This window comes from Kribbella hippodromi (assembly GCF_039531045.1).
In the GTDB taxonomy this organism is placed as follows: Bacteria; Actinomycetota; Actinomycetes; order Propionibacteriales; family Kribbellaceae; genus Kribbella; species Kribbella hippodromi.
In genome coordinates, this window is sequence record NZ_BAAAPH010000021.1 from 136108 (window position 1) to 162678 (window position 26571).

The following is a 26571-nucleotide window of genomic DNA, read 5'->3' on the forward strand; positions in this document are numbered from 1 at the left end:
CGGGCATGACTGAGGCGACGATCGACGCGGTGGTGTTCGACATTGGCGGCGTACTTCTGGACTGGAGCCCGACCTACCTGTACGCGGACCTGATCCCGGACGAGGCCGAGCGGACGCACTTCCTGACCAACATCGCGAGCCCCGCCTGGAACCACAAGCAGGACGAAGGGCGGCCGTGGGCGGAGGCGGTCGCGGAGCTGACCAGCCTGCATCCGGAGCACGCCGAGTGGATCGCCGCGTACGACCACGGCTGGCTGAAGATGGTCAAGGGCGTGTTCGAGGACACTGCCGCGGTGCTCGGCGAGATCCAGGCGCTGGGCCTGCCGACGTACGCGCTGACGAACTTCTCCGGGGAGAAGTGGGAGGTGGCGAAGGATGCGTTCCCGGTGCTGACCAGCTTCGACGGCGAGGTGGTGTCCGGCGTCGAGCAGACCGCGAAACCGGGCGAGAAGATCTATCGCGTCCTGATCGACCGCTTCGGTCTCGACCCGGCGCGGACCTTCTACACCGACGACATGGCGTACAACGTCGACGGTGCCCGCGCGGTCGGTTTGGACGCCGAGGTGTTCACCGGCGCAGCGGACCTGCGTACCCAGCTCCGTGGCCGCGGCCTGGCACTACAGTGAGCCGGTGACCTCCGTGCCAGAAGATCGCTCGCCGGCTGCCCGTGAAGGCGACCGCGACGCCGCTGTGCAGCGCGTGCAGGAGGCCTACACCGATGGGCTGCTCACGCACGAGGAGATGGACGAGCGGCTGCACCAGGTGCTGTCCGCGAAGACCGGGCAGGATATCGAGGTGGCGCTCGCATCGCTGCCCGTACCTGACCCGGGCCGTTCGGCCACCATCGCGGCGGCGACCGGCCGGATCAAGCGCACCGGCGCGTGGCGGGTGCCGCGGAAGCTCAAGGTCAACTCCGAGTTCGGCCGGGTCAGGCTGGATCTGTCCCGGGCGATCTGGGAGTACCCGGAGCTCGACCTCGAGCTGAACCTCGGCACCGGCAGCGCGAAGATCCGGGTACCGCGGGATGCGGTCGTCGAGCTCGAAGGACTGACGACCGCGTTGAAGGACTCGCCGTACCAGCCGCCGAGCCGATCCACCGGTACCGGGCCGCGGATCCGCGTCACCGGTGTGATCGGCTTCGGCAAGGTCAAGATCCGGCACGCCCGGCGCTAGTGTCCTGAGTCGACCGCACGGTCAGGCGACTGCGGCCGCGATGGTTTCGGTGTACGTGGGGGAGCTGGACAAGTGCGCCGCCTCCACGTACACGGTGTTGTCCTGACACGTCATCGGAGTCAGCGCGACGCCCGGCGCGGCACCGTACAAGCGTTGTGGGGTGCTGAGACCGGGACGCCAGCGGTTGATCTGATAGGACTCGACGCCGGCCGAGCTGACCGTCCGCGTCTCCCAGAGAATCCAGTTGCCGCAGGCAAGGATCGTGTCGGTGATCACGGTGCCGAGCGGGCGGGCGGGGGAGTCGCCGGACTCCCGGACGTACGCCTTGCTCTGGTACTGATCCGGGTCGGACGCGCCGACCTCTGACCAAACTGTTGCACCGCGCAACGATGCGCCACTCCACTGAATGCAGTTCGTTGCCGCAGGCACCGGCTTCACCGCGCCGCCGGACAACGGCGTGGTGAGGACACGTTTGCACCGGCGCGCGGTCTCCGGAGCGACGATCTCGCTGAACGTGACCGCGTCCGCCGACACCACCGGATCGGCGATGTAGCCGGGCGCGGGGACGCAGGTGACGCTGCGGTACTTCAACGTCGCCAGGTCGGCGATGATCAGGCAGGACCGGTTCTTCGCATCGGTCGAGCTGTACGCGAACGTGCCGTCGTACGCGCCGATCTCCGGCTCGGACACCGGCGGCAACCCGGCCGGCGCGGCTGACTTTCCGGTACTGAGGTCGTAGCGGACCACCTTGATCTGCGGATCAGGCCCGTCGGAGCGGATGTCTTGGATCAACGCCCAGTGATCGTCGATGACGACGGGGGACTGGGCGACGAAACCGGCGGGCGGTACGTGGCGGACGATCACCTTCTGGGTGGCGCGGTCCGCGATCGTGGTCGTACCCGCCTCGTCGCTGCCGCGGGTGACGACGTACTTGCGTTGCCGGGTGACCAGGTGCTGACCGTCGACCGGCTGCCGGAGCACGTTCGCCCAGGTAGGCAAAGCCGTCCCCGAGTCGCTCGGTTTCGCGGGGGTCGGCGGTGACTGCGACGGCGACTGTGATGGTGTTGTGCTGCTCGGGGACGGGCTGCTCTCCGGTTTCGAGGAGGAGCAGCCCGCCACGAGCAGGACCAGAAGGGTGCCTACGGCAACTGTACGGCGACGCATCGTGGTGGAATCACAGCCCGATGTTCTGGAAGGAGTTCGCCAAGGTGGCGTTGAACAGGGCGCTGGCCGGGATGTTCTTTGGGCCGTCGGTCACGTTGCCGCGGCTGTTGAAGCGGCGCTCGTTGAACACCTCGAAGATCGCGATGGTCCCGTTCGCCTTGTTGTACCCGCGGCCGACCTGGTAGTGACCGCTGTGGTTGAAGGCCAGGTACGGGAAGTACCGCTTGAGCAGCTGGACGTGCTCGATCACCGGAGCCTTGTACACGCCGAGGTGCTTCTGGTGCACCTCGAAGAAGGTCTGCGCGTTCCAGCCGGAGACGTTCTGCACGATGTACGTACCGGCCGACTTGGGCCAGCCCGTCTTCAGGTTGGTCTGCTGCACCATCGCGGAGATCGCGGTACCGCCGGTGGTCGACCCGAGGTCCTTCGCCCAGGACGCCTGGGTGTCCTTCTGGTTGTCATCCGCCCAGTCGATCGACTGGAAGGTGGCCGGCCCACACCAGTACCCCTTCTCCTGGGAGGTCTGGTACCCCTTCATGATGTACGCCGACGCCGGCGCCGCCAGCGGCGCAGCCGGGGTTTGCGGCCCGGCCGGAGTTGTAGACGGGGTGGGTTTGGGAGAAGAAGGTCCAACTGTCGGAGCCGTCCGAGTGGGTGCGGGTGAGGCGGTTGGTTCTGGGTTCGGTGGGGGTGTGTTGGCTTCGGCGATTTCGCGGAGTTCGCGGGCCTTTTCGCGGCCGTTCCAGGCGGCTCGCATTTCGTCGAGTTCCACCGTGACGCGGCTGCTCTTCGGCAGTGCGGCGCGCTGGGCGACGAACGCGGCTGCGGTCAGGTCGCCGGTGGGGATGTCCTGCTCGGCGTTCACGTCGTCCGCGGCGCGCAGGTCGGGCTGGCTCATCAGCGCATGCCGCTGCGCACCGGTCGGTACCTTCTCGACGAACCCGAGCCCGAGACAGTAGTTCTCGGTGTCGAGCTTGAAACACCGCAGCATCGAGGCAGCCTGCGCGGAGGTGTCCGCCGACCGCAGCTGCACATCACCGGGCGAGGTGCGCGTGACCTCGGTCACCACGTCACTCCACGACTTGGCCGCCGGCGGCTCATCCGACGAGGTGCCGGGACCGTCGGTCGGATCACTCGTCGGCGAGTACGACGGCGCGCCGGTCGCCGCACCGGCTGGAGACTGCACAGCCGACGGATCTACAGCCGAGGGATCACCGGCTGGAGATTGCACAGCTGAGGGATCACCGGCTGGGTCGCCGGTCGGCGCCGCGGATTGGGCTGGATCGCCGGTGGTTGCCGGTGTGGGGCGTCCGGTGTACTCGCGGTAACCGGGGTCTTGGGGCTGGTAGGCCTGGGCGGTGAGGGGCGCCTGCGCAAGCAGGGCACCCAGGAGGATCAGAGTTGCCCCCCGTGCTGCAGTGAGCATTGGGTCTCCCGAGCGGCGTGTGACGGCAGTGACTGAGGGTACGCCTGGGACCACAGTACGTGCTTGAGGCAACAATGGGGAGAGGGCCTGCCCCCTGAATCACAATGCGGCCCGCACTAGACTTGCCCGGTCCCGGTCCGTGGAAGCTGTGTGGAGAGTCTGTGTCGGTTCAACCCATCCGCCTGTTCGGCGACCCTGTGCTGATCACCAAGGCAGCTCCGGTCGTCGATTTCGACGCCGAGCTGCGCCGCCTGGTCGCGGACGTGACCGACACCATGCAGGACGCGCCCGGATCGGGCCTGGCTGCGCCGCAGATCGGCGTCGGCCTGCGCGTGTTCACGTACCACGTGGAGGGCGAGCTCGGGCACCTGATCAACCCCGAGCTGTCCCTGTCGGCCGACGAGCAGTTCGGCCCCGAGGGCTGCCTCTCGATCCCCGGCCTGACCTTCGACTGCCGCCGCGCCCAGTCGGTGATCGCGAAGGGCTTCAACATGTACGGCGACCCGGTGGTGATCGAAGGTTCGGACCTGCTGGCCCGCTGCATCCAGCACGAGACTGATCACCTGGACGGCGTCCTGTTCGTGGACCGGCTCGACCGCGAAACCCGCAAGCAGGCGATGAAGGCGATCCGCGAGGCCGAATGGTCAGGTCTCGCGGGGCTGTCCGGTCAACCACAGATCAAGGTCTCGCCCCACCCCACGAACGGATTCGGTCTGTGAGAGTCGTCTTCGCCGGCACGCCGGAGCCCGCGGTCACCGCGCTCGAGGCGATCGTTGCCAGCCGCCACGAGTTGGCCGGCGTCGTCACCCGCCCGGACGCCCCCGCGGGCCGCGGCAGAAAGCTGGTCGCGTCGCCGGTCGCGCAGTACGCGGAGGAGCTCGGCGGCATCGAGATCCTGAAGCCGGTGAAGCCCAGCGACCCGGAGTTCCTGGCCCGGTTGCGGGAGATCGCGCCGGACTGCTGCCCGGTGGTCGCGTACGGCGGTCTCCTGCCGCAGGCTGCGCTCGACATTCCGCCGCACGGCTGGATCAACCTGCACTTCTCGGTGCTGCCCGCCTGGCGTGGCGCCGCGCCGGTGCAGCACTCGATCATCTCCGGCGACGACGTGACCGGCGCGAGTACGTTCCGGATCGTGAAGGCGCTCGACGCGGGTCCTGTGTACGGCGTACTCACCGAACCGATCGGCCCGGAGGACACGTCCGGCGACCTGCTGCACCGGCTCGCGGTGTCCGGCGCGAAGCTGCTGGTGGACACGCTCGACGGGATCGAGGCCGGTGTACTGGAGGCGCGCGAGCAGCCGACCGATGGGGTGACGCTGGCGCCGAAGATCAACGTCGAGGACGCCGAGCTGGATCTGACCGCGCCGGCGCAGCGGGTCGATCGGCTCGTCCGCGGGTGCAATCCGGCGCCGGGTGCGTGGACGACGTTCCGGGGCGAGCGGCTGAAGGTGCTGGCCGTACGCCTCACCGACGACGAGCTGAAGCCGGGTGAGCTGCAGGCGACGAAGTCGAGCGTGAAGGCCGGGACCGGGAGCAAGGCGGTCGAGCTGGTGACGGTGCAGCCGCAGGGCAAGAAGCCGATGGCCGCGGCGGACTGGGCGCGCGGCATCCGGCTGACCGACGAGGATCGGCTGGGTCCGAGCGCGTGAGTGACAGGACTCCGCGTAATCGCGGCGCCCAGCGTGGTTCGGCCCAGCGTGGTCAGGCACAGCGTGGTCCGGACCGGGTCCGGAAGGTCGCGTACCAGGTCGTCCGGCAGGTCACCGCGGAAGGTGGGTACGCGAACCTCGCGCTGAACAAGGCACTTCGCGAGGCACGGCTCGGCGGGCGGGACGCCGCGTTCTGTACGGAGCTGGTGCACGGGACCTTGCGCTGGCAAGGCACGTACGACGTGTTCCTGGCGCGGAGTGTTTCGCGGCGGCTGGAGGATCTGGACCCGGAGCTGCTGGATCTGTTGCGGCTCGGTAGTCATCAGCTGCTGAACATGCGGGTCGACTCGTACGCGGCGGTTTCCGAGATGGTCACGCTGACGCGTTCGGAGCTTGGTCAGAAGCGTACGGGGCTGGTGAACGCTGTCCTTCGGAAGATCAGTCAGCGGTCGCTGGAGCAGTGGATTTCCGCTGCTGCTCCGTCGATCGAGGAAGATCTGATCGGTCATTTGGCGGTGGCCGAGGCGCATCCGCGGTGGGTGATCGAGGCGTTCGATCGGGCGCTCGGTGATGCCGCTGGTGGGCTGGAAGATCTGCTTGCCGCCGACAACGAGCCGCCGCGGGTGACGCTGGTGGCTCGGCCCGGGTTGTCCGATGTGGATGAGCTGGGGGGTGCGGGCGCGGTACCGGCGCGGTGGTCGCCGTACGGCGCGGTGCTGGAGGGTGGTGGCGATCCGGGGCGGATCGAGGCGGTCGCAACTGGTCGAGCGGGCGTTCAGGACGAAGGCTCACAGCTGGTCGCACTCGCCCTCGCGGCGGCGAAGGTCGAAGGCGAAGACTCCAATTGGCTCGACCTGTGCGCTGGTCCGGGTGGGAAGTCCGCGCTGCTCGCGGCGCTGGTCGACCAGCAGGGCGGACGGTTGACGGCGATTGAGCCGTTGAAGCATCGGGCTGATCTGGTGCGGGGGAACTTGCGGGCGATTCCGGGTGACCACAAGGTGCTGGTGGGGGACGGGACCAAACCGACGTGGCCGGCGGGGTCGTTCGATCGGGTGCTGGCTGATGTGCCGTGTACTGGGCTGGGCGCGCTGCGGCGGCGACCCGAGGCGCGGTGGCGGCGTACGCCGGATGATGTCCGCGAACTGCGCCCGCTCCAAGAGGACCTGCTCGACTCGGCGATCACCTCGGTCCGCGCGGGCGGTGTCGTCGCGTACGTCACCTGCTCGCCGCACCCGGACGAAACCCGCGCGGTGGTCGACGCGGTCCTCGCCCGGCGCAACGACGCGAGCCTGGAGGACGCCCGCGACCTGTTCCCCGGCGTACCCGATCTCGGCGCCGGACCCGACGTCCAGCTCTGGCCGCACCTGCACGGCACCGACGCCATGTACCTGGCCCTGATCCGCAAAGCCTGATCCGAATGCATGACCTGCCGTCAGGCGCTACCCGGCGAACGGTCATGATAGTGACGTGACAACAACCGCCACCCGCCCAGCCGTCTCGACCCGGCGGCACCACGTCGTCGGCCTGGTTTCCGCCTTCGGGATCGGCATGCTGGTCGCCGTCCAGTCGCGCCTGAATGGTGAGCTCGGCGGTGTCCTCGGCGACGGCGTACCCGCCGCACTGGTCTCGTTCGGCTCCGGCCTGCTGATCCTGCTGATCGTCAGCGCGCTCGTACCACGCGTACGCCACGCCCTCACCAGCGTCTGGACCACCATCCGCAACCCCGCAGGCGGCCTCCGCTGGTACCAGTGCCTCGGCGGCATCGCCGGCGCCTACCTGGTCGTGACCCAGTCGTTCACCGTCTCCATCATCGGCGTCGCCGTCTTCACCGTCGCGATCGTCGCGGGTCAGGGTTTCGCCAGCCTGATCGTCGACCGCGCCGGCCTCGGCCCAGCCGGTCCGCAACCAGTCACACCCCTCCGCGTAGTCGGCGCGCTGGGTGCCCTCGCCGCGGTCGTCCTCGCGGTCTCCGACCAACTCAGCCACACCGGCCTGCTGCTCGCGATCCTCCCCGCCATCGGCGGCCTCGGCACCGCCGTCCAGCAGGCAATCAACGGCCGCGTCGCCCGCACCGCCTCTCCGGACGGGTACGGCGCGATCGCCGCCGGAGTCGTGAACTTCCTCGTCGGGTTCGGCGCCCTGCTGCTCGCCTTCGTGGTCGACCTGATCGTCCGCGGCGCCCCGCACCACCTGCCCTCGGAACCGTGGCTCTACCTGGGCGGCGCCTGCGGCGTGATCTACATCAGCGCGGCCGCCGCGGTCGTCCGCGTGGTCGGCGTCTTCATCCTGGGCCTCGCCACGATCGCCGGACAGCTGATCGCCAGCCTCGCCGTCGACCTCTGGCTCCCGGCCGCCGACAAGGCAGTCACCTTGCCGGTCGTCACGGGCACCTTCCTCGCGCTGGTCGCGGTCATCGTCGCGGCAGTGCCTAACCTTGTGAAGCGCGCCGCCTGAGTACGCCCTGCGACACGGCCACCCCGAGCAGTACGACCAGGCCGCCGGCCGGTTGGTACCAGGTGATGTGTTCGCGGAGAACGATCACACCGACCAGGATCGAGAACACCGGTATCAGGTACGTGACCATCGACGACCGGCTGGCTCCGATCAGGCGGATGTTGCGCATGTTCAGCACGAACGCGAGCCCGCTGCCGAGCGCGCCGAGCGCGATCACGCTCAACAGCACCTCGGGGGACAGCGACCACGGCGCGGGCGGCGCCTGGTGGGTCACCAGCGGCGCGACGATCGCCAGCTGAACTGTTGCGCAAAGCAACAGAGTGGCCGAGAGCGCGGTCCCGGACAGCGTCGTTCCGGCCAGAAAGCGTTTCTGGTAAGGGATCGCGAGTCCGTAGAACACGGCCGCGAGCATGCACAGTCCCTGCCCGACGAGGTCCGCGCCGCTGTTCACCCGCCAGGCACCGAGGACGATCAGCATGCCGATGAAGCCGATCAGCAGCCCGGCGCCGCGCTGCAGCGAGAACTTCTCGGTCCGGAAGATCAGCACCGCGATCGGCAGCACGATCAGCGGCGTGATGCCGTTCCAGATCCCGGCCAGCAAGGACGGGATGCGTTCCTCGCCGTACCCGAACAGGGTCCACGGGATCGCCGAGCCGATCGCGCCGGCGACAAACGAGTGCGCCCAGATCCGCGGCGTACGCGGCAGCCGCTCGCGCTTGAACAACAGGATCGCCAGCAGGACGACGGCGCCGGTGAGTACGCGCCCGAGGGCCAGGTAGAGCGGGGGCAGTTCGCGAACGCCCACCGAGATGAAAAGGAAGCTGCAGCCCCAGATGGCGGCCAGCGCCAGCATGGTCGGAAGCCAGGCTTTGACGGCCGGCCGGTCGATCGTGCTGTCAGGAGTCGTTACCATGCTCACTCCTGACATCCTGCACTACCGGACCGACAGTTCGTGCATCTTTATCCGGATTCGGGCAGCAGGGACGACAGCACGGTGAACGACGGCACGGTGAACGACGGCACAGTGGAAGGATGGCGGGCATGAGTGGCTTCGACGTGGTGGCGGTCCGCAAGCAGTTCCCCGCGCTCGACGAGGGCGCCGCGCATTTCGACGGTCCGGGCGGTTCGCAGACCCCGCAGGTGGTCGCCGAGGCGGTCGCGCGGACGATGACGTCCGCGCTCGCCAACCGCGGCCGGCTGACCGCGGCCGAGCGGCGCGCGGACGAGATCGTGCTCGCCGCGCGGGCGGCGATGGCCGACCTGCTGGGCACCAGCGCGCAGGGCATCGTGTTCGGCCGGAGCATGACGCAGCTGACGTACGACTTCGCCCGGACGCTCGCCAAGACCTGGAACGTGGGCGACGAGGTGATCATCAGCCGGCTCGACCACGACGCGAACGTCCGGCCGTGGGTGCAGGCTGCTGACGCGGCCGGCGTCACGGTCACCTGGCTCGGCTTCGACCGCGAGACCTCCGAGCTGGACGACATCGCCCCGCTGCTCACCGACCGCACCCGGCTGGTCGCGGTCACCGGAGCCTCCAACTTGCTCGGTACCCGGCCGGACACGAAGCGGATCGCGGAGCAGGTTCATGCCGCCGGTGCGCTGCTGTACGTCGACGGTGTCCATCTGACCGCGCATGTCCCGATCGACGCCACGTACGCGGACTTCTACGCCTGCTCGCCCTACAAGTTCTTCGGCCCGCACCTGGGCGTACTGACCGCGGCGCCCGATCTTCTGGAGACGCTCTACCCGGACAAGTTGCTTCCGTCGACGGATGTCGTACCGGAACGATTCGAGCTCGGCACGTTGCCGTACGAACTGCTCGCCGGCACCACCGCCGCAGTCGACTTCCTGGCCGGACTCGGCGGTACGGGCGCCACCCGCCGCGAGCGACTGATCAGCTCGCTCGAACTGGTCGAGGCGTACGAGGACGCCCTTCGCGATGACCTGGAAGCACGTCTCGCCGCCCTTCCCGGTGTCACGCTGTACGGCCACGCGGCGCGCCGTACGCCGACCCTGCTCTTCACGGTCGACGGCCACAGCCCAGCCGCCGTAGCGGAGCACCTCGCCAAGGCGGGGGTGAACGCCCCGGCGGGTTCGTTCTATGCGTACGAGCCGGCGCGCCAGCTCGGCCTTGGTCCGGAAGGCGCTGTCCGCGCCGGCCTCGCGCCCTACACTGACCAGTCCGACGTCGATCGCCTGGTGGCCGCGGTCACCGCCTTGACCGGCGCGAGCGGGACTAACTAAAGTCTCTGGGGAAAGTCGGCTTGGAGGGGGATCTGGTGAGGGAACCGAGCGCTGTCTTCGTCCAGGTGGACCCCTCGGACAAGCTGACCCGGTCGGCGCCTGGCGTCGAGGTGAGCTGGGCGGACGGCACGGTCGAGGTGACCGCGACGCGGATCAGCCGGGTCGCGCTGCGCTGGACCTCGCGACTTCCGGTCGGTGCGCTGATCCTCGGCGACGCCTGGGAGCGCTCGTACGGCGACCTGCAATGGCGCCACCAGCAACCCGAGCGCCTGCTGCCGTGGTACTTCCTCGCCCATGACCCGGGCACCGGTGAAACCACGGGCGCCGGCGTCGACGTACAGCCGAATGCGTTCTGTTCCTGGACGGTCGACGGTGACGGCTTCACCCTCTGGCTCGACCTGCGGAACGGCGGCGGACCAACGCAGTTGAACGGCCGGACCTTGCGCGCCGCGACCGTACGCGACTTCGAGGACGCGGGCACGCCCTGGCAGACACTGCATGCGGCGGTCGCCACCATGAGCACCCGGCTACCGGCGCGACCTGAGCCCGCGCCGGTGGCCGGGCCGATCGTCGGCGCGAACAACTGGTACTACGCGTACGGCGAGAACTTCGACGAGAAAGCCGTCCTCAAGGACGCGACCACGATCGTGGAACTCGCGGACGGTCACCCGGTCAAGCCGTTCAGCGTTGTCGACGACGGCTGGTATCCGGGCGGGATCGCGTCCGGGGGACCGTGGGACCGCGGTACGCCGGGTGTCTTCGATGACCTCGCGGGTACAGCGGCCTCGATCAAGGCGATCGGCGCGCGACCCGGTTTGTGGTTCCGTCCATTGCTGGTGCGCGAGCCCAGCCGGTTGGCGTCGGCGGGTCCGCATGACAAGCCGGGCCGTGCGCTCGACCCGTCCCGTCCGGAAGTGCTCGACGGCGTACGCGCGGACCTGCAACGGTTCAAGGACTGGGGTTTCGAGCTGGTCAAGCACGACTTCAGTACGTACGACGTGTTCGGCGACTTCGGCCCCGCGATGGGATCTCGGCTGACCGATGACGGCTGGCAGTTCCATGATCCGGCCCGGACGACGGCCGAGATCGTGCTCGCGTTCTACCGGGAGATCCGCGCCGCGGCGGACGGGGTCGTGCTGATCGGCTGCAACACCGTCGGGCATCTCGCGGCCGGTCTGGTCGACGTGCAGCGCACTGGCGACGACACCTCCGGCCGCGACTGGGAGCGGACCCGGAAAATGGGCGTGAACACGCTCGCGTTCCGGCTGCCACAGCACAACCGCATCTTCGCCGTGGACGCCGACTGCGTGCCGTGTACGCCGGAAACGCCCTGGGAACTGAACGCCCAGTTCCTCGACCTGATCGCCCGCTCCGGCACCGCGCTGTTCTTGTCAATCGACCCCGCCGCGCGCAACGAACGGACGGATCAGGCGTTGCGGGACGGCATCCGGCTGGCGCTCGACGGTGGAACGCCGGGTGGCCTCGAACCGACCGACTGGCTGGAGAACACCACCCCGAACGCGTGGCGCGCGGGCGACGAGACCGTTCAGTACGACTGGTCCCGTCCGTGGGGTGCGGACCCGCGTGGCTAGGCGAGGTACGAACCTCGATCGCGTCGGCGGATTCAATGACGCCGTCGTACTGGATGCGATCCGGCGGAGCGAGCAGCTCAGCCGGGTCGAGCTGGCCGAGGCGACCGGCCTGTCCGGCCAGGCGATCTCGAACATCGCACGCCGGCTCCTCGACGCCGGTCTGGTCCGGGAAGCCGGCCGCCTCCGTGGCGCCGGCCTGGGCAAGCCGCGGACCCTGCTCGAGCTGGAGCCGACCGGTCAGTACGCGGTCGGCGTACACCTCGATCCGTCCGTCGTCACGGTCGTGCTGCTCGATCTGACCGGTGAAGTGGTCGCACGACGGCCGGTCAATCAGATCGCGGACGAGCCCGGCATTCTCATCGACGGCATCGCGAAGACGATCGAGGACGCGATCAGCGAGGCCGGCGCGCCGCGCGATCGCGTCACCGGGGTCGGCATCGCGGCACCAGGTCCGATCGATGTCGAGCGCGGCATGATCGTCGACCCACCGAACCTTTCCGCCTGGCATCGCGTCCCGTTGCGCGACGAGTTGCAGGGGCGTACGGGCTTGCCGGTCGTGCTCGACAAGGACGTGACCGCCGCCGCCTCCGCGGAGAAGTGGGCCGGGCAGGGCGGCAGCTTCGTGTTCTTCTATCTCGGGACCGGGATCGGCGCCGGGCTGGTGATCGGCGACGAAGTGGTCCGCGGTTCGTCCAGCAACGTCGGCGAGATCGGTCACGTGATCGTCGACCCCGATGGTCCGGTCTGCTATTGCGGGCGGCGCGGTTGTGCCGGCGAATCGAGTCAGCCGCGGTACCTGGTGCAGCAGGCGCTTCAGGCCGGAGTGCTTGCCCAGGGCATCGATCTGGACGACCGGCAGGCTGTGGACGCGGCGTTCTCGCGGTTGTGCGGGCTGGCCGCGGACGGTGCCGGCGTACCCAGGGAAATCATTGTCGCGCTGGCCGGGCGGATCGCCAAGGTGGTCGAGGACATCGCGAACCTGCTGGACTTGGAGCGCGTGGTGTTCGGCGGCCCGCACTGGGAGCAGCTCGCGCCGGTGCTCGGCGACGCGGTGCGGTCCGCGCTCGACGGCCGGTTCCTGCTTCGGGCGGTGCATCCGTTCGAGGTCACCGGTACGGCGCTCGGCGCGGATGTCGGTGCGATCGGTGCCGGCAGCCTGGTACTGGATCAGACGTTCTCTCCCAACCCCTCGTTGGCACTTGTCGGTGAAAGGTGATGTGTTCATGATCGACCCCGAGGTCCTCGCCCGCGCCACGGCGGCCGTCCAGCGGGCCGCCGGTGACGAGGTGATCGCGGAGATGTTCCGGCGCTCGATGGCCGAGAACCTGCCCGCGGTCGCGGAGCGGCTGCCGGACGGGACCACGTTCGTGCTCACCGGCGACATCCCGGCGATGTGGCTGCGGGACTCGGCCGCGCAGCTGCGCCCGTACCTGCTGCTGTGCAAGGACGATCCGGGGCTGCAGGACGTACTGATCGGGGTGCTGCACCGACAGCTCGAGTACGTGGTGCTCGACCCGTACGCGAATGCGTTCAACAAGGAAGCGAACGGCGCCGGGCACGTCACCGACGAGACCGAGATGTCGCCGTGGGTGTGGGAGCGGAAGTACGAGATCGACTCGTTGTGCTTCCCGCTTGAGCTGGCGTACCGGCTGTGGCGGATCACCGGGCGGGCGGATGTGATCGACCACCGGTACCGCGCCGCCGCCGAGGCGATTATCGAGTTGTGGACGGTCGAGCAGGATCACGAAGCGCGGTCGCCGTACCGGTTCCAGAGGCATGACGATCGGGCGTCGGACACGCTGGTACGGGACGGGCGCGGGCGGCTGACCCAGCCGACCGGGATGTCGTGGAGCGCGTTCCGCCCGAGTGACGACGCGACCGAGCTGGGATTCAACGTACCCGGCAACATGTTCGCGTCGGTGGTGCTCGGCTATCTGCAGGAGATCGCGACCGAGGTCCTGCGGGACGAGCCGCTCGCGGATCGTGCGAAGGCGTTGAAGGCGGAGATCGACGAGGGCATCGCTCAGTACGGCACTGTCGATCATCCGGTGCACGGGCGCGTGTTCGCGTACGAGGTCGATGGTCTCGGTGATGCGCTGCTGATGGACGACGCGAACATGCCGAGCCTGCTGGGGATCCCGCTGACCGGGTACGCGGCTGCCGACGATCCGACCTACTTGGCGACCCGCAAGCTGCTGCTCAGCCCCGAGAACCCGTACTACTACAGCGGAACCGCCGCCGCGGGCATCGGCAGTCCGCACACGCCCCCGCGCTACATCTGGCACATCGCCCTGGCTGTGCAGGGCATCTCCAGCACGTCCCCGGCCGAACGCCAGCACCTCCTGCAACTCCTCCGCGACACCACCGGCAACACCGGCCAGATGCACGAAGGCTTCGACGTGGACGACCCCACCCAGTACACCCGCGAGTGGTTCTCCTGGGCCAACGCCATGTTCTGCGAACTAGCCCTGGTCCACGCGGGCCTGGGCTAGGCGACTTCTCCGGCAGCTCGACAGTACGTATATGCCCACTGGCCCGCCCTACAGGTGCTGCACCCGCCTGGGCTCGCTCGCAGCGGGCGTATACGTACAGTCGAGCTGCTGGAGTCCTTAAGTGCTGGGACTGCTCTCCAGCGGTTGGGTGTTGCCGGCTGCCAGTGCGTCGGCGACGTGTTGTACGCCGCTGCGGATGAGGTTGCCGTACGGGTTGTCCGGCAGCTGGTCGAGGTGCTTGCGGGCTAGTTCCAGGTGCTCGTACGCGGGCTCGGTCTGTTGCAGGCGGCGGTAGTCGTCGGCGAGGTTGAGGTGGAGGGACGGCAAGGTCAACCCAGCCAGCCGGGGCGTACGAGGCCGGTTTGGTAGGCGAGTACTACCAGTTGGGCGCGGTCGCGTACGCCGAGTTTGATCATTGCCCGGCTGACATGGGTTTTGGCGGTTGCGGGACTGAGTACGAGCCGGGCGGCGATCTCGTCGTTGGACAGCCCCTCACCGACCAGAGCCACGATCTCCTTCTCGCGCTCGGTCAGTACGTCCAGTTCCTTGCTGGCATGTGGTTGCCGGCTGCGCGAAGCGAACTCGGCCACCAACGTCCGCGTCACCCCAGGCGACAACAGCGCATCGCCCCGGGCAACCACCCGCACCGCCTGCAGCAACTCGACCGGCTCCGTGTCCTTCACCAAAAACCCACTGGCCCCAACCCGCAGCGCCTCGAAGACGTACTCGTCCAGGTCGAACGTAGTAAGAATCACCACGTGTACGCCGGCGAGCTCCGGGTCCGCACCGATCTCCCGGGTCGCCTCCAACCCGTCGGTGCCGGGCATCCGGATGTCCATCAGCACCACATCCGGCTTCTCGGCCCGCGCCACCGCGACCGCCTCGGCGCCGTCCGACACCTCACCGATCACCGTGATGTCGTCCTCGGCGTTCAGCAGCGACCGGAACCCGGCCCGTACCAACGCCTGATCGTCCGCCAGCAACACCCTGATCATGCGGGGAGCCTATGCCAGCCCCGCGTCATGGGCGAGCAGCGCGATCTGGGTGCGGTTCCCGAGCTCCAGCTTGGTCAGGATGTGCGAGATGTGCGCCTTCACGGTCGCCAGGCTCATGAACAGCTCGGTCGCGATCTGGGCGTTCGCCTTGCCCTGGGCGACCGCCAGCATCACGTCGTACTCGCGAGGTGACAGCCGCTCCAGCTTCTGCTGCGCGATCGTGTGGGCGTCCGCCTGCGTCGCGGCGCGATCCATCAACCGCCGCGTGATCGCGGGGGAGAGGATCGGATCACCGGCTGCGACGCGCCGGACCGCCTCGACGATCTGCGGCGGTGGCGTGTCCTTCAGCAGGAACCCACTGGCCCCGGCGCGCAGCGCGTGCAGGACGTTCTCGTCGGTGTCGAACGTGGTCAGCACGACGACCTCAGGCGGATTGGTCCGCGCCCGCAGCCGCTTGGTCGCGACGATGCCGTCCACGCGCGGCATCCGCAGATCCATCAGTACGACATCGGGGAAGTGCGCATCGACGGCGGCAGGTACTTCGTCACCGTCCGCGGCCTGGCCGACGACGGAGATCCCGTTCGCTCCGTCGAGCATCATCTCAAGGCTGGCGCGGACCAATGCGTCATCGTCCACCACCAGGACCCGGATCCCAGGCTGTTCATTCATGGGGCCACGGTAGCGAGGCCAGGAGGCGAAAGCCGCCACCGGGCACCCGTCCGTGGTCCAGCGTGCCCCCGGCCAGCTGCACCCGTTCGGTCAGTCCGACCAGCCCGGTGCCGCTGCCCGGCGCCAGCGGTGTGCCGTTCACGGCTGGGTTGGTCAGCTCGATCCGCAACCCGTCACCAGGCTGACCTGTCACCAGTACATTCACCGGATGACCGGCGGCGTGCTTGCGCGCGTTCGTGAGCCCTTCCTGGACGATCCGGTACGCCGTACGCCCCGTTGCGGGCGGCAACGAAGCGGGGTCGGCCACCCGGTCGTCGTACCCGACCGTCGTTCCCGCGTCGCGGGATTCGTCGACCAGCGCGCGCAGATCGCCGAACGTCGGCTGCGGCCGCCCGCCGGGCATGGCCTCGATGTCCGTGTCGTCGCGGAGAACGCTGATCACTTCGCGCAGCTCGTCCAGCGCCTGGTGTACGCCGGTCCGGATCACGCCGGCCGCCTTCGCGAGTTTCTCCGGCGACGAGTCCGGGCGGTATTCAAGCGCACCCGCGTACGTCGCCAGCAAGGACAACCGGTGCGCGAGGACGTCATGCATTTCGCGCGCCATCTTCGTACGCTCCAGCGTCCGCGCCTCCGCGATCCGGCGGCCCTGCTCGGCCTCCGCGCGGATGGCCCGATCGCGCAACGACATCAGCAACTGCTGCCGCGCCTGCGCGCCCAGCCCCCAGCCGAGCAGGGCGGCGTGGACGACGACGTCGAGGACCGCGAACCAGAAGTACGGCAAGCCACTGATCGGTTGCCGGAGGCCCTGAATCAGATGCGCGACCGTACCGGCTGCCGCCACCAGGATCGCGGTACGCCACGGCCGGCGCATCGCGACGTTGAGCGTACCGGCGGTGGACGGCGGGGTGGCGGCGGGGGAGAAGGCAGCGAGTACGGCAAGCGCGAGCGTACCGGTCACCGGCCGGCGTGCGATGACCGGAATCAGTGCGATCGAAAGCACACCGACCGTGATGTCGAGCCACAAGAACGGCCGGTGCGCCGGGTCGGCCGACCGCCCGACGATCGTCATCACCACCAGTACGCCGAGCGCCGCGGTCGCGATCAGATCGACCCGCTTCGACGGTTTGGGCGGTGCGCACAACTCCTCCATGCCGCCGAGAGTAGGCGCCCGCGCGCCTCCCGCACCACCGACCAAAGTCGAAGCTACAACTGCGCCGCCCGGTAGAACCCGCGGATGTGCGCGGCCACCAACTCACCCGCCCGCTCCGCCTCGCCGCCGCGTATCGCGACCAGGATCTCCCGGTGCTCGGCCCGCAAACCCACAGCCGTCGCTTCCCAGTCCGGCAGGTTCGGTACGGCAGCCAGCACGTACTCGTGAATCGCCGACCGCAACGAAGTCATCACCGCGGCGATCAGCACATTCCCAGCAAGCCCCGCCAGCGCGACATGGAACTCGGCGTCGAGCAGGTGGAACTCCTCCGGCGACAACCCGGTGTTGTCCATCCGGTCGAGCAGTTCCTCGGCAACCTTGAGCTCATTCGCCGCGAGCTCCCGCCCGGCCGCTTCCCGCGCCGACCACGACTCCAGCAACAACCGGGTTTGCACGACGTCACCCATCGGCAGATGGTTGGTTGCCAGGTGCAACCGCAGCACGGCGGTCAGCGGCGACACCGGCTCGGCCACGATCACCGCGCCCGCCTCCGGCCCGGACCCGGTCGCGGTCCGCACCACGCCCATCGCCTCCAGCACCCGGACCGCCTCCCGCACCGACGGCCGGCTGATCCCAAGCTGCTCGGCGAGCGCCCGTTCCCCCGGCAACCGCCCCCCGATCCGCAACCGCCCTGCGGCCAGGTCCCCCTCCACCCGATGCAAGACCAGCTCGTAGTTCTTCACACCCCGCTCCTAGGAGTGTTTTTGCTCGCTTGCTGGAGCGTTTTACCTCGGTTTCGGGGAGAAAGGCTCCTAGCAGCGCGGAGGGAGGTGGGGGAGTGCATGGAGCAACTGTAGCTGTGTGGTCGGACCACAGGGTAGGGTGTGGTCCGACCACACGAAGCCGGGAGTTGTGATGACCGATCGCCAGATGCCCAAATGGTCCGAGCTGAAGCCGTTGCTGCGGCCGAAGCCGGTCACGGTGAACCCGACCGAGCGGCGGCTGGACAGGGCGCTGACGATCGCCGACCTGCGCGCGATCGCGAAACGGCGGACGCCGCGCTCGGTGTTCGACTACACCGACGGCGCCGCCGAGGCCGAGATCAGCCTTCGCCGCGCCCGGCGGTTGTTCGCGGAGATGGAGCTGCAGCCGTCGATCCTGCGGGACGTGTCCGCGATCGACCTCGGCACCTCGATCCTGGGCGGCCGCTCCGAGCTGCCGTTCGCGTTCGCGCCGACCGGTTTCACCCGGATGATGAACCACGAGGGTGAAAGCGCGGTGGTGAAGGTCGCGGAGGACATCGGCATCCCGTACGCGCTGTCCACGATGGGCACCACCTCGATCGAGGACGTCGCCGCCGCCGCGCCGAACGCCCGCAAGTGGTTCCAGCTGTACGTCTGGAAGGACCGCGACGCCGGCGAGGACCTGGTCAAGCGCTCCGCGGCCGCCGGGTACGAGGCGCTGATGCTGACCGTCGACGTACCAGTTGCCGGCGCCCGGCTGCGCGATGTCCGCAACGGGTTCACGATCCCGCCTTCGCTGACCGTGAAGACGGTGCTGGACGCATCGATGCACCCGGCCTGGTGGGCCAACCTGCTGACCACGAGACCGCTGACCTTCGCGTCGCTGTCCAGCTGGGACGGCACCGTCGCCGAGCTGCTCGACAAGCTGTTCGACCCGACCATGACCATCGACGACCTGAACTGGCTGCGGTCGATCTGGGACGGCCCGCTGATCGTGAAGGGCATCCAGACCGTCGAGGACGCCCGCCGCGTGGTCGACGCGGGCGCGGACGCGGTCGTGCTGTCCAACCACGGCGGCCGCCAGCTGGACCGGGCGCCGACACCGCTGCGGATCCTTCCGGACGTACGCAAGGCGGTCGGTGGTGACGCGGAGATCTACCTCGACACCGGCATCATGTCCGGCGCCGACATCGTCGCCGCGATCGCCCTCGGAGCGGACGCGTGCCTGGTCGGCCGCGCCTACCTGTACGGGCTGATGGCCGGCGGCCAGCGCGGCGTCGCCCGTGCCGCGGAGATCCTGACCAAGGAGGTCCGCCGCACGATGGCCCTACTCGGCGTCTCCACCGTCGCCGACCTGAACCCGTCCCACGTCCGCCTGCCCTGACAACACCGGCCCTGACAACTGCTGCCCTGATGAGTCCGACGCTGACAGCACCGGCAGGGTCAGGCGGAAGGTGGATCCGGCGCCGAGGGCGGTCCGCAGTACGAGGTCGCCGTCGTGGGCCCGGGCGATGGACCGCGCGATCGCCAGGCCCAGCCCGGTACTCCCACGAGTGCGGTAGAACCGGTCGAAAACCCGGCCGGCCTGCTCTTCGGTCAGGCCCTGACCACGATCCTCGATCTCCAGTACGGCGTGCCCGTCCGACGTACCGACACCGATCCGGACCGGGCTGCCGGGTGGCGTGTGCGCGATCGCGTTGCCGACGAGGTTGGTGACGACCTGGCGCAGCCGGTCCTCATCGCCAAGGACCGCGGCGGGACCGGGTACGCCACCTTCCAGGCCGGTCAGCGTGATCGGCCTGGAAGGGTCGAGTGCCTTCAGGTCATGCCGGGCGTCGTTGGCGATCGTGCGGAGGTCCATGGGCGTCCGGTCGAGCTGCCCTTCAGGTGCTTCGTCGAGTTGGGCGAGCAGGAGCAGGTCTTCGGTCAACCTGGTCAGCCGCGTCGCCTCCCGGTCGATCCGGCTCATCGCCTCGTCGGCATCCGATCCGCCCATCCGGTACAACTCGGTCGAACCCTTGATCCCGACCAGCGGCGTACGCAGCTCGTGGCTGACGTCGGACAGGAACGTACGCATCCGGGTCTCGGTCGCGGCGCGGTCGGTGAAGGCCTGTTCGAGCTGACCGAGCATTGTGTTCAGTGAGGTCGCCAGCTGGCCGATCTCGGTTCGTGGCGCGGCGATCCCTGGTACGCGTTGTGCCAGGTCACCATCGGCGATGGCAGCCGCGGTGTGCTCGATCCGGCGGAGCGGCCTGAGCCCGCGTCCCAGTGCCCACCAGCCGACTGCGGTCAACAGGACGAGCAGTGCGGCACCAGTGATCAGGCTGCTGGTCCGCAACTGGGAGATGGTCGCGTCGGCCTCGGTCAGTGGTGCGGCGGCGACCACAGTGCCACTCCAGCCAACCGCTGGTCTGGCCAGTGCACGCCAGCGACCCGATCCGTTCGCGGCCGGCAGGGACATCGTGGAGCCATCCGTTGGCAGCTTCTGCAGTTCCGCGTCGGTCGGGAAAGACGCTGCGGCGACGCGGGACGAGCGGAGAGTGCCGATGATCGCTCCGTTCGCGTCCAGGTACGCCAGGTACGGTGCGCCGATCAGGTCGAGCGCAGGGTCGAGCAGCTGTGGACGGGCGGGCTGCTGCGGCTGCGGACCGTTCGGTGACACCTGGGCGATGATCTGGGTGAATGAACGAAGCTGACTGTCGAGGCGGTTCAGCTGGTACTGCTCCAACTGGTGCGACACGACCGCGCTGATCAGGCTGAGTCCCGCGAGCAGCAGTCCGGCTGTGAGCACCAGCAGCCGGGTGCGTAGCGACAGCTTCCTCATGGTTTGGGTGCCCTGAGTACGTAGCCGACGCCGTGCACGGTGTGGATGAGCTTCGGCTCCGCGTCGTCGACCTTGCGCCGCAAGTACGAGATGTACGTGTCCACGATGCTGGTGTCTCCGTTGAAGTCGTACCGCCACACCTGCTCGAGGATCTGCGCTTTGGACACGACCCGTCCGGCGTTCTCCATCAGGTAGCGCAGCAGGCGGAACTCGGTGGGGGAGACCCGGAGCGGGCTGCCGTCGCGGGTCAGTTGGTGGCCCTCGGCATCAAGTGCGAGCCGGCCGGCGGTCAGTACGTCACTGTGCCTGCCGGTCGTACGCCGCAGCACCGCACGGATCCGGGCAATCAGCTCCTCCAGGTCGAACGGCTTGGTCACATAGTCGTCCGCGCTGAGGGACAGCCCGCGGATCTTGTCCGCCTGCCCGTCCCGGGCGGTCAGGAACAGTACGGGCATCGGACCGTGCTCGCGCAGGCGGCGGACGACATCGAAACCGTCCGTGTCCGGCAGCATCACGTCCAGCAGGACCAGGTCCGGCGGTTCCGCGACAGCGGCGGCGACTGCTTCGGCGGCAGTCGCCGCGGACGTCACCTCGAAGCCGGCGAATCGCAGCGTCGCGGACAGCAGCTCTCGTACCGTCGCCTCGTCGTCCACCACGAGCAGCCGGGTCATGGTCGCCAGGATAGACAGGTGCTCAGACGTCGCGTCGCCGGAAGACGACGAACGCGGCGGTCAGGACCACGGCGACGCCGACCCACAGGCCGCCGAGATTGAGCCAGGGGTGCGGGAAGTCCGGGTCCGGTACGGTCGCGAAGATCGCGGCCGCCCCACGGGTCGGCCAGAAGTCGAAGATGCCCTGCATCCAGGACGGGAACAGTCCGGACAGCGCCGGGATCAGGAACACGATCCCGACCAGTGTCGCCAGCGCGCCCGCCGTCGCTCGCAGGATGGTGCCGAGACCGACCGCCAGCACGGCGATCGCGGACAGGTAGAGCCCGCCGCCGACGACGGCCGGGAGTACGCCGTGATCACTGAGGTGTGCCGATGGTACGTCGTGCGCGGCGAGGACGGCCTGCCCGAGGAAGAACGACGCGAACATCAGGACTTGCCCGGCGACCGCTGCGATCGCGGTCGCGGTGACTGCTTTCGCGGCGAGCAAGCGGTGCCGGCGCGGCGTGGCGGCGAGTGTGGTCTGCATCAGTCCGGTCGCGAACTCGGAGGTCACCACCAGGATGCCAAGGACACCGACTACGAGCTGGGCGACGATGTAGGTCTTCAGGCTGATACCGGTCGGATCCCAGGCAGCACGGTCGGCCGCCGTACCGTCCCAGTACTGCGTATGGGCGCCGCTTGTCGACAGCGCGGTGATCCCGAGCCCGAAGCCGAACAGGCACGCGATCGTGTACCAGGTCGAGCGCAGGCTGCGGAGCTTGATCCACTCGGCGTGCAACGTGGTCATGCCGGCACCCCTTGGTACTCGACACTGTCCTTGGTCAACTCCATGAACGCGTCCTCCAGCGATGCACGCTGCGGTGTCAGCTCGCTCAGCGGTACGCCGTGGTACGCCGCGAGTTTGCCGATCTCTTCCCCGGACAGCCCGGATACGACAAGCGCTCCCTGCAGCCCGTCGCGTACCCGGCCACCGGCCGCGGTCAGGTGGTACGCGAACGAGCTTGGATCAGCCGTCCGGACCAGGACGGTGCCGTTGCCGGTCGCGTGCATGAGCTCGGCGATCCCGGTGTCGGCGATCAGCCGGCCACGGCCGATCACGACCAGGTGGTCGGCGGTCTGGGCCATCTCGCTCATCAGGTGACTCGACACCAGGACCGCGCGGCCCTCCGCCGCCAGCTCCCGCATGAAGTCACGAATCCACCGGATGCCCTCCGGATCGAGACCGTTGACCGGCTCGTCGAAGATCAGGATGCGCGGATCGCCGAGCAGCGTCGCCGCGATCCCGAGCCGCTGCCGCATCCCGAGCGAGAACCCGCCTGCGCGCTTGCCGGCCACCCCGTCCAGGCCGGTCCGGCCGAGCACTTCACCGACCCGGCGCCGGGGGAGACCGTTGCTCACGGCAAGCGCCAGCAGATGGTTGTACGCGGTGCGCGCGCCGTGCACCGCGCTCGCGTCGAGCAGCGCGCCGACCTCGGTCAGCGGAACCGGCAGCTCCCGGTAGGACCGCCCGCCGACCGACACCGAGCCGCGAGTGGGCTTGGCCAGGCCGAGGATCATCTTCATCGTCGTGGACTTGCCGGCGCCGTTCGGGCCGAGGAACCCGGTCACCTGACCTGGTTCGACGGAGAACGACAAGTCGTCCACGACCAGGTCGGAGCCGTACCGCTTGGTCAGCCCGCGCACTTCGATCGTTGTCATGGCTCGCAGCCTGACCTGCTGATCTGGATGATCGGTGCGAGGTTCTGGGAGAACTCTGTGAATCGAGCGCTGCCGGCTGCGATTCTGCCGCCAGGATTCACAGAGAATCTACAGCGGCAGCGTCGCGGTGATCCGGAAGCCGCCGGCTGGGGTGCGGTTGGCGGTGAGCGTGCCGCCGAGCGCGGTGGCGCGTTCGCGCATGCCGGAGATGCCGTTGCCTTCGATCGGTTGCGTGGTGACCGAGTCGCCGTTGTCGTCGATCTGGAGTACGAGCGACTGCTCACCGTACTGAACCCGGACCGTCGCGGACGTCGCCTTCGCGTGCCGTACGACGTTGGTCAGCGACTCCTGGATGATCCGGAACGCGGCGCGATCCAGGCCGGTCGGAAGTGGTCGCGGGTCGCCGTGGATGATCTTGTGCACTTCCAGACCGGCGCGTCCGGTACGGGTGACCAGGTGGTCCAGATGATCGAGGCCGGCCACCGGTTGCCGGGGCGCGGACTCGCCGGACTGCCGCAGTACGCCGACGATCGACCTCAGCTCGACCAGGGCTTCCTTGCTGGCGTCCTTGATCGCCGCCAGCGCGGGGATGGCCCGCTCGGGTTGGCGATCCGACAGGTGCAGCGCGGTCGACGCCTGCACGTTGATGAGCGAGATGTGGTGCGCGACGACGTCATGCAGTTCTTGCGCGATCCGGAGCCGTTCCTCGCCGGCGCGACGCAGTTCCTCTTCGCGGCGCGTTTTGGTGGCCGCCATCACCCGGTCGCGGTGGGCGCGGAACAGTTCGGCGACGAACCCGAGTACGCAGAAACAGGCGCCGACGAGGAGCACCTGGTACACGCCGTCCGCGTTGATCCCGAGGACGATCCGGCCGCCGACGTGCAGGACGTACAGGGCGATCAGACCGGCCCAGCCGGCCAGGCGATGACCGAGCCGGATCACGGTGAAAACCGCGATCACGAAGGCGATCACCACCGGGCCCCACGGGTACTCGCGGAGCATGTAGATCAGCGTCGTCGCGACAGTTGTCCACAGGACGGCGACCGGATGCGTACGCAGCCAGTACAGCGCGATCGTGCCGATCAGCAGGAGCACGACCATCAGTACGTCGGGATGCCGCCGGTCCGGCTGACCCTGGGCCGAACCGAACGTACCGATCACCGTGATGAGCGACAGGATCACCGAACGCAGCACACGGCGCGTTCGATCGCCGAGGAAGGCGATCTCGATCGGGTCGGAGGTGCTCACAGTACGCAACCGTAGAGGTCCGCGGGGACAGGTGTCATCGTCGCCACGGAGTAAGTGGTGCTGCGCCCCGCGCGGTACCTCAGTACTTGACCTTGTAGATGGACTCCTCGTACTGCGCGCCGTAGTACGTCTCGAGGGTCGCCAGGTCGGATTCGGGGCGCTCCAGGGCCTTGGAGATCGCCGCCCGGCTGGGTACGGACTCGGGGTTCCAGGTCTCGGGTTTCCACAGCTTCGACCGCAGGAACGACTTGGAGCAGTGGTGGAAGATCTGCTCGATCTCGACCAGCAATGCCAGCTGCGGACGGTTGCCCTTGACGACCATGTCGTCGAAGAACGGCGCTTCCTTGACGATCCGGGCACGGCCGTTGATCCGCAGCGTGTCGGTGCGGCCGGGGATGAAGAAGATCAGCCCGACGTGTGGGTTGCTGAGCACGTTGACGAACCCGTCGACGCGGCGGTTGCCGGCCCGCTCCGGGATTGCGATCGTGGTCCGGTCCAGGACCTTGGCGAACCCGGCCGGGTCGCCTTTGGGGGAGACGTCGCAGTTGCCGTCGGCGTCGGAGGTGGCGATCAGGCAGAACGGCGAGCCGGCCAGCCACTCGAGGTCGAGGTCGTGGAGCTGCTTGCGCTCCTTCTTGACGGCGGCGCCCAACGGCGGCGGGACGACCTCGCGCAGCTCGTCGTGGGTGGTGATTTCGACCAGTCCAGGAATCTCCATCAGGCGGCGTTCTCCTCTACCAGCGACGGCGTGGCGTCCTCGTTGACGGCCCTCGTCCGCACCGCCCATCGTACGGAGGGACCAGTCGCGCAACTGGTCCCCAGGAACAGCGCACCGACCACCAGCCAGCCGATCGGGCCCCAGCCGAGGATCACCGTGGTGAGCATCGCCGGGCCGAGCATCCGGGCGATCGCGGGGCCGGTACCGAAGAATCCTTGGTACTGCCCCTGCTTGTCCGCGGGCGCGAGACCGAAGCTGATTTCCCAGGCTCCGGAGGCCAGTTTCATTTCGCCGAAAGTTAGCAGCGCGGCGGCCAGGACCAGGGTTGCGGCCGCGGTGGCCGGGTTCAGGTGCGCGGCCGTGATTGCGAACACGGCGCAGGCGGCCAGCATGGCGATTCCGGCGTACCGGACGGAACGGGCGGCGCTGCGCAGATCCGTGACGTGCTTGGCGATCCGGACTTGGAAGAACGTGACGCCGAGCGTGTTCACGATCATCAGCGACGCCACGACCCAGCTTGGCGCATTCGTCCTGGTGACGATCCAGAGTGGGCCGACGAGGCTGATCAGGGGCATGAAGAGCAACATCACCGCGTTGAGCAGCGCCAGGAGTGCGTACGGACGATCATGCAGGACGGCGAAGCGCGGTTCCCCGGTTGCTTGGTTATGGGTACGGATCGGCGGCACTCGGCGGATCAGGGCGGCGGCGAGGAGGAAGCTGATCGCGTCGATCGCGAAGACGATCAGGTACGCGGGCTCGGTGTCGAAGCGGAGCGCGATACCGCCGAGCAACGCCCCGACCGCGAGTCCCGCGTTGACCGTGGACTGCAGGAAGGCGCGGATTCTCGTCCGCTCGGCCGGCTGGACGAGCCCCGCGAGCAGTGCCTGCCGCGCCGCGGTGAGCCCGGTCTGGCTGCACGCGTAGACGATCGCGGCGACCAGGAACAGCACAAACCCCCGTACGACCAGGAACGACGCCACCGCCGCCGCGGTCGTCAGCGCGAGCACGATCGCCGTACCCCGCGCGCCGTGCCGGTCGGCCAGATTTCCGAGCGGTACGCCGACCAGAAACCCGATCAGCCAAGCAATCGTCAGCCCAAGCCCAACCTCGGCCGTCGACAACCCGACCACCCGGGTGAAGAACAACGCCGACGTGACCACGAACGCCCCGTCCCCGACCGAGTTGGCCAACTGCGCCATCGCAAGATCCCGCGGCGCACCAGCGGGAGGAATCATCGCCATACCCCGGACCCTAAAATCCCAACGGCCCAGACCTCAGGTCCATTCGTAGGTCAGGTTGATGGGCCACTTTCCCCTGTGGAAAACCAAAATCCAGGCTCGGAATCAAGGCACCTTGTAGGTATGAGCTTCGAAAACCTCCCACCCACCTGGACCGACCACCCCCTGACCGACCCAGCCGTCACCGCCAACGTCATCGACCTGATGCTCACCCCCGGCGACCGCCACCACGGCACCCTCGCCGTAATCCTCTGCACCCCCACCAACCACTACCAAGCCACCCTGACCATCGACCTCCCACCCACCCACCTAACGAAGCACCCACCCGCCCACCCACCCACCGACCTCCCCGAACGCCGCCCCGCCCATCCACCCACTGACGTCCCCCAGCGCCGCCCCGCCCATCCACCCGCTGACCTCT

Annotated in this window: 27 protein-coding genes; 12 read left to right on the forward strand and 15 right to left on the reverse strand. The window is 68.6% G+C overall.

Translation table 11 applies throughout. The features are described 5' to 3' along the window. The first annotated feature begins 5 nt into the window (after nucleotides 1-5). Both ABD260_RS28580 and ABD260_RS28585 read left to right on the forward strand, forming a co-directional pair. Nucleotides 6-626 carry an HAD family hydrolase gene (locus ABD260_RS28580; RefSeq protein WP_344238325.1) on the forward strand — a complete coding sequence of 207 codons (621 nt, stop codon included), beginning with the start codon at nucleotides 6-8 and terminating at the stop codon, nucleotides 624-626. Nucleotides 627-630: 4 nt separating this feature from the next. Next, entirely contained in the window at nucleotides 631-1173 is a 543-nt protein-coding gene (locus ABD260_RS28585; RefSeq protein WP_344238327.1) for a DUF1707 SHOCT-like domain-containing protein, read from the forward strand. 21 nt (nucleotides 1174-1194) lie between these two features. On the opposite strand, the gene ABD260_RS28590 is transcribed toward ABD260_RS28585, so the two are convergent. Beyond that, nucleotides 1195-2172 (reverse strand): hypothetical protein, encoded by a 978-nt coding sequence (locus tag ABD260_RS28590; RefSeq protein ID WP_344238329.1) that lies wholly within the window; start codon nucleotides 2170-2172, stop codon nucleotides 1195-1197. A gap of 175 nt (nucleotides 2173-2347) precedes the next feature. Then, nucleotides 2348-3523 carry a C39 family peptidase gene (locus ABD260_RS28595; RefSeq protein ID WP_344238331.1) on the reverse strand — a complete coding sequence of 392 codons (1176 nt, stop codon included), beginning with the start codon at nucleotides 3521-3523 and terminating at the stop codon, nucleotides 2348-2350. A 401-nt stretch (nucleotides 3524-3924) separates the two neighbouring features. On the opposite strand from ABD260_RS28595, the gene def reads away from it, so the two are divergent. From def to ABD260_RS28615, 4 genes are read left to right on the forward strand one after another with little or no spacing between them, the layout of a single operon-like run. Next, nucleotides 3925-4482 carry a peptide deformylase gene (def, locus tag ABD260_RS28600; RefSeq protein ID WP_344238333.1) on the forward strand — a complete coding sequence of 186 codons (558 nt, stop codon included), beginning with the start codon at nucleotides 3925-3927 and terminating at the stop codon, nucleotides 4480-4482. Next, nucleotides 4479-5411, forward strand: a complete 933-nt coding sequence (gene fmt / locus ABD260_RS28605; protein ID WP_344238335.1) for a methionyl-tRNA formyltransferase — start codon at nucleotides 4479-4481, stop codon at nucleotides 5409-5411. Before def ends, fmt begins: the two co-directional genes overlap by 4 nt. Continuing rightward, nucleotides 5408-6823, forward strand: coding sequence for an RsmB/NOP family class I SAM-dependent RNA methyltransferase (locus ABD260_RS28610; protein ID WP_344238337.1), 1416 nt, complete (start codon nucleotides 5408-5410; stop codon nucleotides 6821-6823). The genes fmt and ABD260_RS28610 overlap by 4 nt, the downstream gene beginning before the upstream one ends. A gap of 55 nt (nucleotides 6824-6878) precedes the next feature. After that, nucleotides 6879-7865: a DMT family transporter gene (locus tag ABD260_RS28615; protein WP_344238339.1), complete on the forward strand. Its 987-nt coding sequence runs from the start codon at nucleotides 6879-6881 to the stop codon at nucleotides 7863-7865. On the opposite strand, the gene ABD260_RS28620 is transcribed toward ABD260_RS28615, so the two are convergent. After that, nucleotides 7840-8778, reverse strand: coding sequence for a DMT family transporter (locus tag ABD260_RS28620; RefSeq protein WP_344238341.1), 939 nt, complete (start codon nucleotides 8776-8778; stop codon nucleotides 7840-7842). The genes ABD260_RS28615 and ABD260_RS28620 overlap by 26 nt on opposite strands. A 128-nt stretch (nucleotides 8779-8906) precedes the next feature. On the opposite strand from ABD260_RS28620, the gene ABD260_RS28625 reads away from it, so the two are divergent. The 4 genes from ABD260_RS28625 to ABD260_RS28640 are packed head-to-tail and all read left to right on the forward strand — an operon-like array spanning nucleotide 8907 to nucleotide 14196. Then, nucleotides 8907-10112 carry a cysteine desulfurase-like protein gene (locus tag ABD260_RS28625; protein WP_344238343.1) on the forward strand — a complete coding sequence of 402 codons (1206 nt, stop codon included), beginning with the start codon at nucleotides 8907-8909 and terminating at the stop codon, nucleotides 10110-10112. Between the two features lie 35 nt (nucleotides 10113-10147). Next, a complete protein-coding gene (locus tag ABD260_RS28630; protein WP_344238345.1) occupies nucleotides 10148-11704 on the forward strand; it encodes an alpha-amylase family protein in 1557 nt (518 codons plus the stop codon). Next, nucleotides 11697-12920 (forward strand): ROK family transcriptional regulator, encoded by a 1224-nt coding sequence (locus tag ABD260_RS28635; protein ID WP_344238347.1) that lies wholly within the window; start codon nucleotides 11697-11699, stop codon nucleotides 12918-12920. The genes ABD260_RS28630 and ABD260_RS28635 overlap by 8 nt, the downstream gene beginning before the upstream one ends. 7 nt (nucleotides 12921-12927) lie before the next feature. Then, on the forward strand, nucleotides 12928-14196 hold the full coding sequence (locus ABD260_RS28640) for a glycoside hydrolase family 125 protein (protein ID WP_344238348.1): 1269 nt from the start codon (nucleotides 12928-12930) through the stop codon (nucleotides 14194-14196). Nucleotides 14197-14313: 117 nt separating this feature from the next. On the opposite strand, the gene ABD260_RS28645 is transcribed toward ABD260_RS28640, so the two are convergent. Genes ABD260_RS28645 through ABD260_RS28665 form a run of 5 tightly spaced genes read right to left on the reverse strand, consistent with a single transcriptional unit; the run spans nucleotide 14314 to nucleotide 17753 of the window. Next, entirely contained in the window at nucleotides 14314-14529 is a 216-nt protein-coding gene (locus ABD260_RS28645; protein ID WP_344238350.1) for a hypothetical protein, read from the reverse strand. Then, nucleotides 14526-15191, reverse strand: a complete 666-nt coding sequence (locus ABD260_RS28650) for a response regulator (RefSeq protein ID WP_344238352.1) — start codon at nucleotides 15189-15191, stop codon at nucleotides 14526-14528. The genes ABD260_RS28645 and ABD260_RS28650 overlap by 4 nt, the downstream gene beginning before the upstream one ends. A 9-nt stretch (nucleotides 15192-15200) precedes the next feature. Then, nucleotides 15201-15860: a response regulator gene (locus ABD260_RS28655; RefSeq protein WP_344238354.1), complete on the reverse strand. Its 660-nt coding sequence runs from the start codon at nucleotides 15858-15860 to the stop codon at nucleotides 15201-15203. Then, nucleotides 15853-17010, reverse strand: a complete 1158-nt coding sequence (locus ABD260_RS28660) for a sensor histidine kinase (protein WP_344238356.1) — start codon at nucleotides 17008-17010, stop codon at nucleotides 15853-15855. Before ABD260_RS28660 ends, ABD260_RS28655 begins: the two co-directional genes overlap by 8 nt. A gap of 53 nt (nucleotides 17011-17063) precedes the next feature. Next, complete coding sequence (locus ABD260_RS28665; protein WP_344238358.1) at nucleotides 17064-17753, reverse strand: FadR/GntR family transcriptional regulator; 690 nt, start codon at nucleotides 17751-17753, stop codon at nucleotides 17064-17066. Nucleotides 17754-17925: 172 nt separating this feature from the next. On the opposite strand from ABD260_RS28665, the gene ABD260_RS28670 reads away from it, so the two are divergent. After that, nucleotides 17926-19137 (forward strand): alpha-hydroxy acid oxidase, encoded by a 1212-nt coding sequence (locus ABD260_RS28670; RefSeq protein ID WP_344238360.1) that lies wholly within the window; start codon nucleotides 17926-17928, stop codon nucleotides 19135-19137. On the opposite strand, the gene ABD260_RS28675 is transcribed toward ABD260_RS28670, so the two are convergent. The 7 genes from ABD260_RS28675 to ABD260_RS28705 form a co-directional block, all read right to left on the reverse strand. Further along, complete coding sequence (locus ABD260_RS28675) at nucleotides 19081-20577, reverse strand: sensor histidine kinase (RefSeq protein WP_344238362.1); 1497 nt, start codon at nucleotides 20575-20577, stop codon at nucleotides 19081-19083. The genes ABD260_RS28670 and ABD260_RS28675 overlap by 57 nt on opposite strands. Beyond that, the gene (locus tag ABD260_RS28680; RefSeq protein WP_344238364.1) at nucleotides 20574-21248 is read right to left on the reverse strand and encodes a response regulator transcription factor; all 675 of its coding nucleotides are present in this window, start codon (nucleotides 21246-21248) and stop codon (nucleotides 20574-20576) included. Before ABD260_RS28680 ends, ABD260_RS28675 begins: the two co-directional genes overlap by 4 nt. A gap of 22 nt (nucleotides 21249-21270) precedes the next feature. Continuing rightward, nucleotides 21271-22035, reverse strand: a complete 765-nt coding sequence (locus tag ABD260_RS28685) for an ABC transporter permease (protein WP_344238366.1) — start codon at nucleotides 22033-22035, stop codon at nucleotides 21271-21273. Further along, entirely contained in the window at nucleotides 22032-22946 is a 915-nt protein-coding gene (locus ABD260_RS28690; RefSeq protein ID WP_344238368.1) for an ABC transporter ATP-binding protein, read from the reverse strand. Before ABD260_RS28690 ends, ABD260_RS28685 begins: the two co-directional genes overlap by 4 nt. Before the next feature lie 108 nt (nucleotides 22947-23054). Continuing rightward, nucleotides 23055-24194, reverse strand: coding sequence for a sensor histidine kinase (locus tag ABD260_RS28695; protein ID WP_344238370.1), 1140 nt, complete (start codon nucleotides 24192-24194; stop codon nucleotides 23055-23057). Between the two features lie 79 nt (nucleotides 24195-24273). Next, nucleotides 24274-24912: a pyridoxamine 5'-phosphate oxidase family protein gene (locus tag ABD260_RS28700; RefSeq protein WP_344238372.1), complete on the reverse strand. Its 639-nt coding sequence runs from the start codon at nucleotides 24910-24912 to the stop codon at nucleotides 24274-24276. Beyond that, nucleotides 24912-26153 (reverse strand): MFS transporter, encoded by a 1242-nt coding sequence (locus ABD260_RS28705; RefSeq protein WP_344238374.1) that lies wholly within the window; start codon nucleotides 26151-26153, stop codon nucleotides 24912-24914. Before ABD260_RS28705 ends, ABD260_RS28700 begins: the two co-directional genes overlap by 1 nt. A 120-nt stretch (nucleotides 26154-26273) precedes the next feature. On the opposite strand from ABD260_RS28705, the gene ABD260_RS28710 reads away from it, so the two are divergent. Further along, the coding region (locus tag ABD260_RS28710; protein ID WP_344238376.1) for a hypothetical protein at nucleotides 26274-26571 on the forward strand (298 nt) is incomplete at its 3' end.

What these genes read in the sequence shown, in the direction of transcription:
- ABD260_RS28580 (WP_344238325.1), top strand. Translation starts at nt 6, where the DNA reads ATGACTGAGGCGACGATCGACGCGGTGGTGTTCGACATTGGCGGCGTA.
- ABD260_RS28620 (WP_344238341.1), bottom strand. Translation starts at nt 8,778, where the DNA reads ATGGTAACGACTCCTGACAGCACGATCGACCGGCCGGCCGTCAAAGCC.
- ABD260_RS28625 (WP_344238343.1), top strand. Translation starts at nt 8,907, where the DNA reads ATGAGTGGCTTCGACGTGGTGGCGGTCCGCAAGCAGTTCCCCGCGCTC.
- ABD260_RS28640 (WP_344238348.1), top strand. Translation starts at nt 12,928, where the DNA reads ATGATCGACCCCGAGGTCCTCGCCCGCGCCACGGCGGCCGTCCAGCGG.
- ABD260_RS28650 (WP_344238352.1), bottom strand. Translation starts at nt 15,191, where the DNA reads ATGATCAGGGTGTTGCTGGCGGACGATCAGGCGTTGGTACGGGCCGGG.
- ABD260_RS28655 (WP_344238354.1), bottom strand. Translation starts at nt 15,860, where the DNA reads ATGAATGAACAGCCTGGGATCCGGGTCCTGGTGGTGGACGATGACGCA.
- ABD260_RS28660 (WP_344238356.1), bottom strand. Translation starts at nt 17,010, where the DNA reads ATGGAGGAGTTGTGCGCACCGCCCAAACCGTCGAAGCGGGTCGATCTG.
- ABD260_RS28670 (WP_344238360.1), top strand. Translation starts at nt 17,926, where the DNA reads ATGACCGATCGCCAGATGCCCAAATGGTCCGAGCTGAAGCCGTTGCTG.
- ABD260_RS28675 (WP_344238362.1), bottom strand. Translation starts at nt 20,577, where the DNA reads ATGAGGAAGCTGTCGCTACGCACCCGGCTGCTGGTGCTCACAGCCGGA.
- ABD260_RS28680 (WP_344238364.1), bottom strand. Translation starts at nt 21,248, where the DNA reads ATGACCCGGCTGCTCGTGGTGGACGACGAGGCGACGGTACGAGAGCTG.
- ABD260_RS28685 (WP_344238366.1), bottom strand. Translation starts at nt 22,035, where the DNA reads ATGACCACGTTGCACGCCGAGTGGATCAAGCTCCGCAGCCTGCGCTCG.
- ABD260_RS28690 (WP_344238368.1), bottom strand. Translation starts at nt 22,946, where the DNA reads ATGACAACGATCGAAGTGCGCGGGCTGACCAAGCGGTACGGCTCCGAC.
- ABD260_RS28700 (WP_344238372.1), bottom strand. Translation starts at nt 24,912, where the DNA reads ATGGAGATTCCTGGACTGGTCGAAATCACCACCCACGACGAGCTGCGC.
- ABD260_RS28705 (WP_344238374.1), bottom strand. Translation starts at nt 26,153, where the DNA reads ATGGCGATGATTCCTCCCGCTGGTGCGCCGCGGGATCTTGCGATGGCG.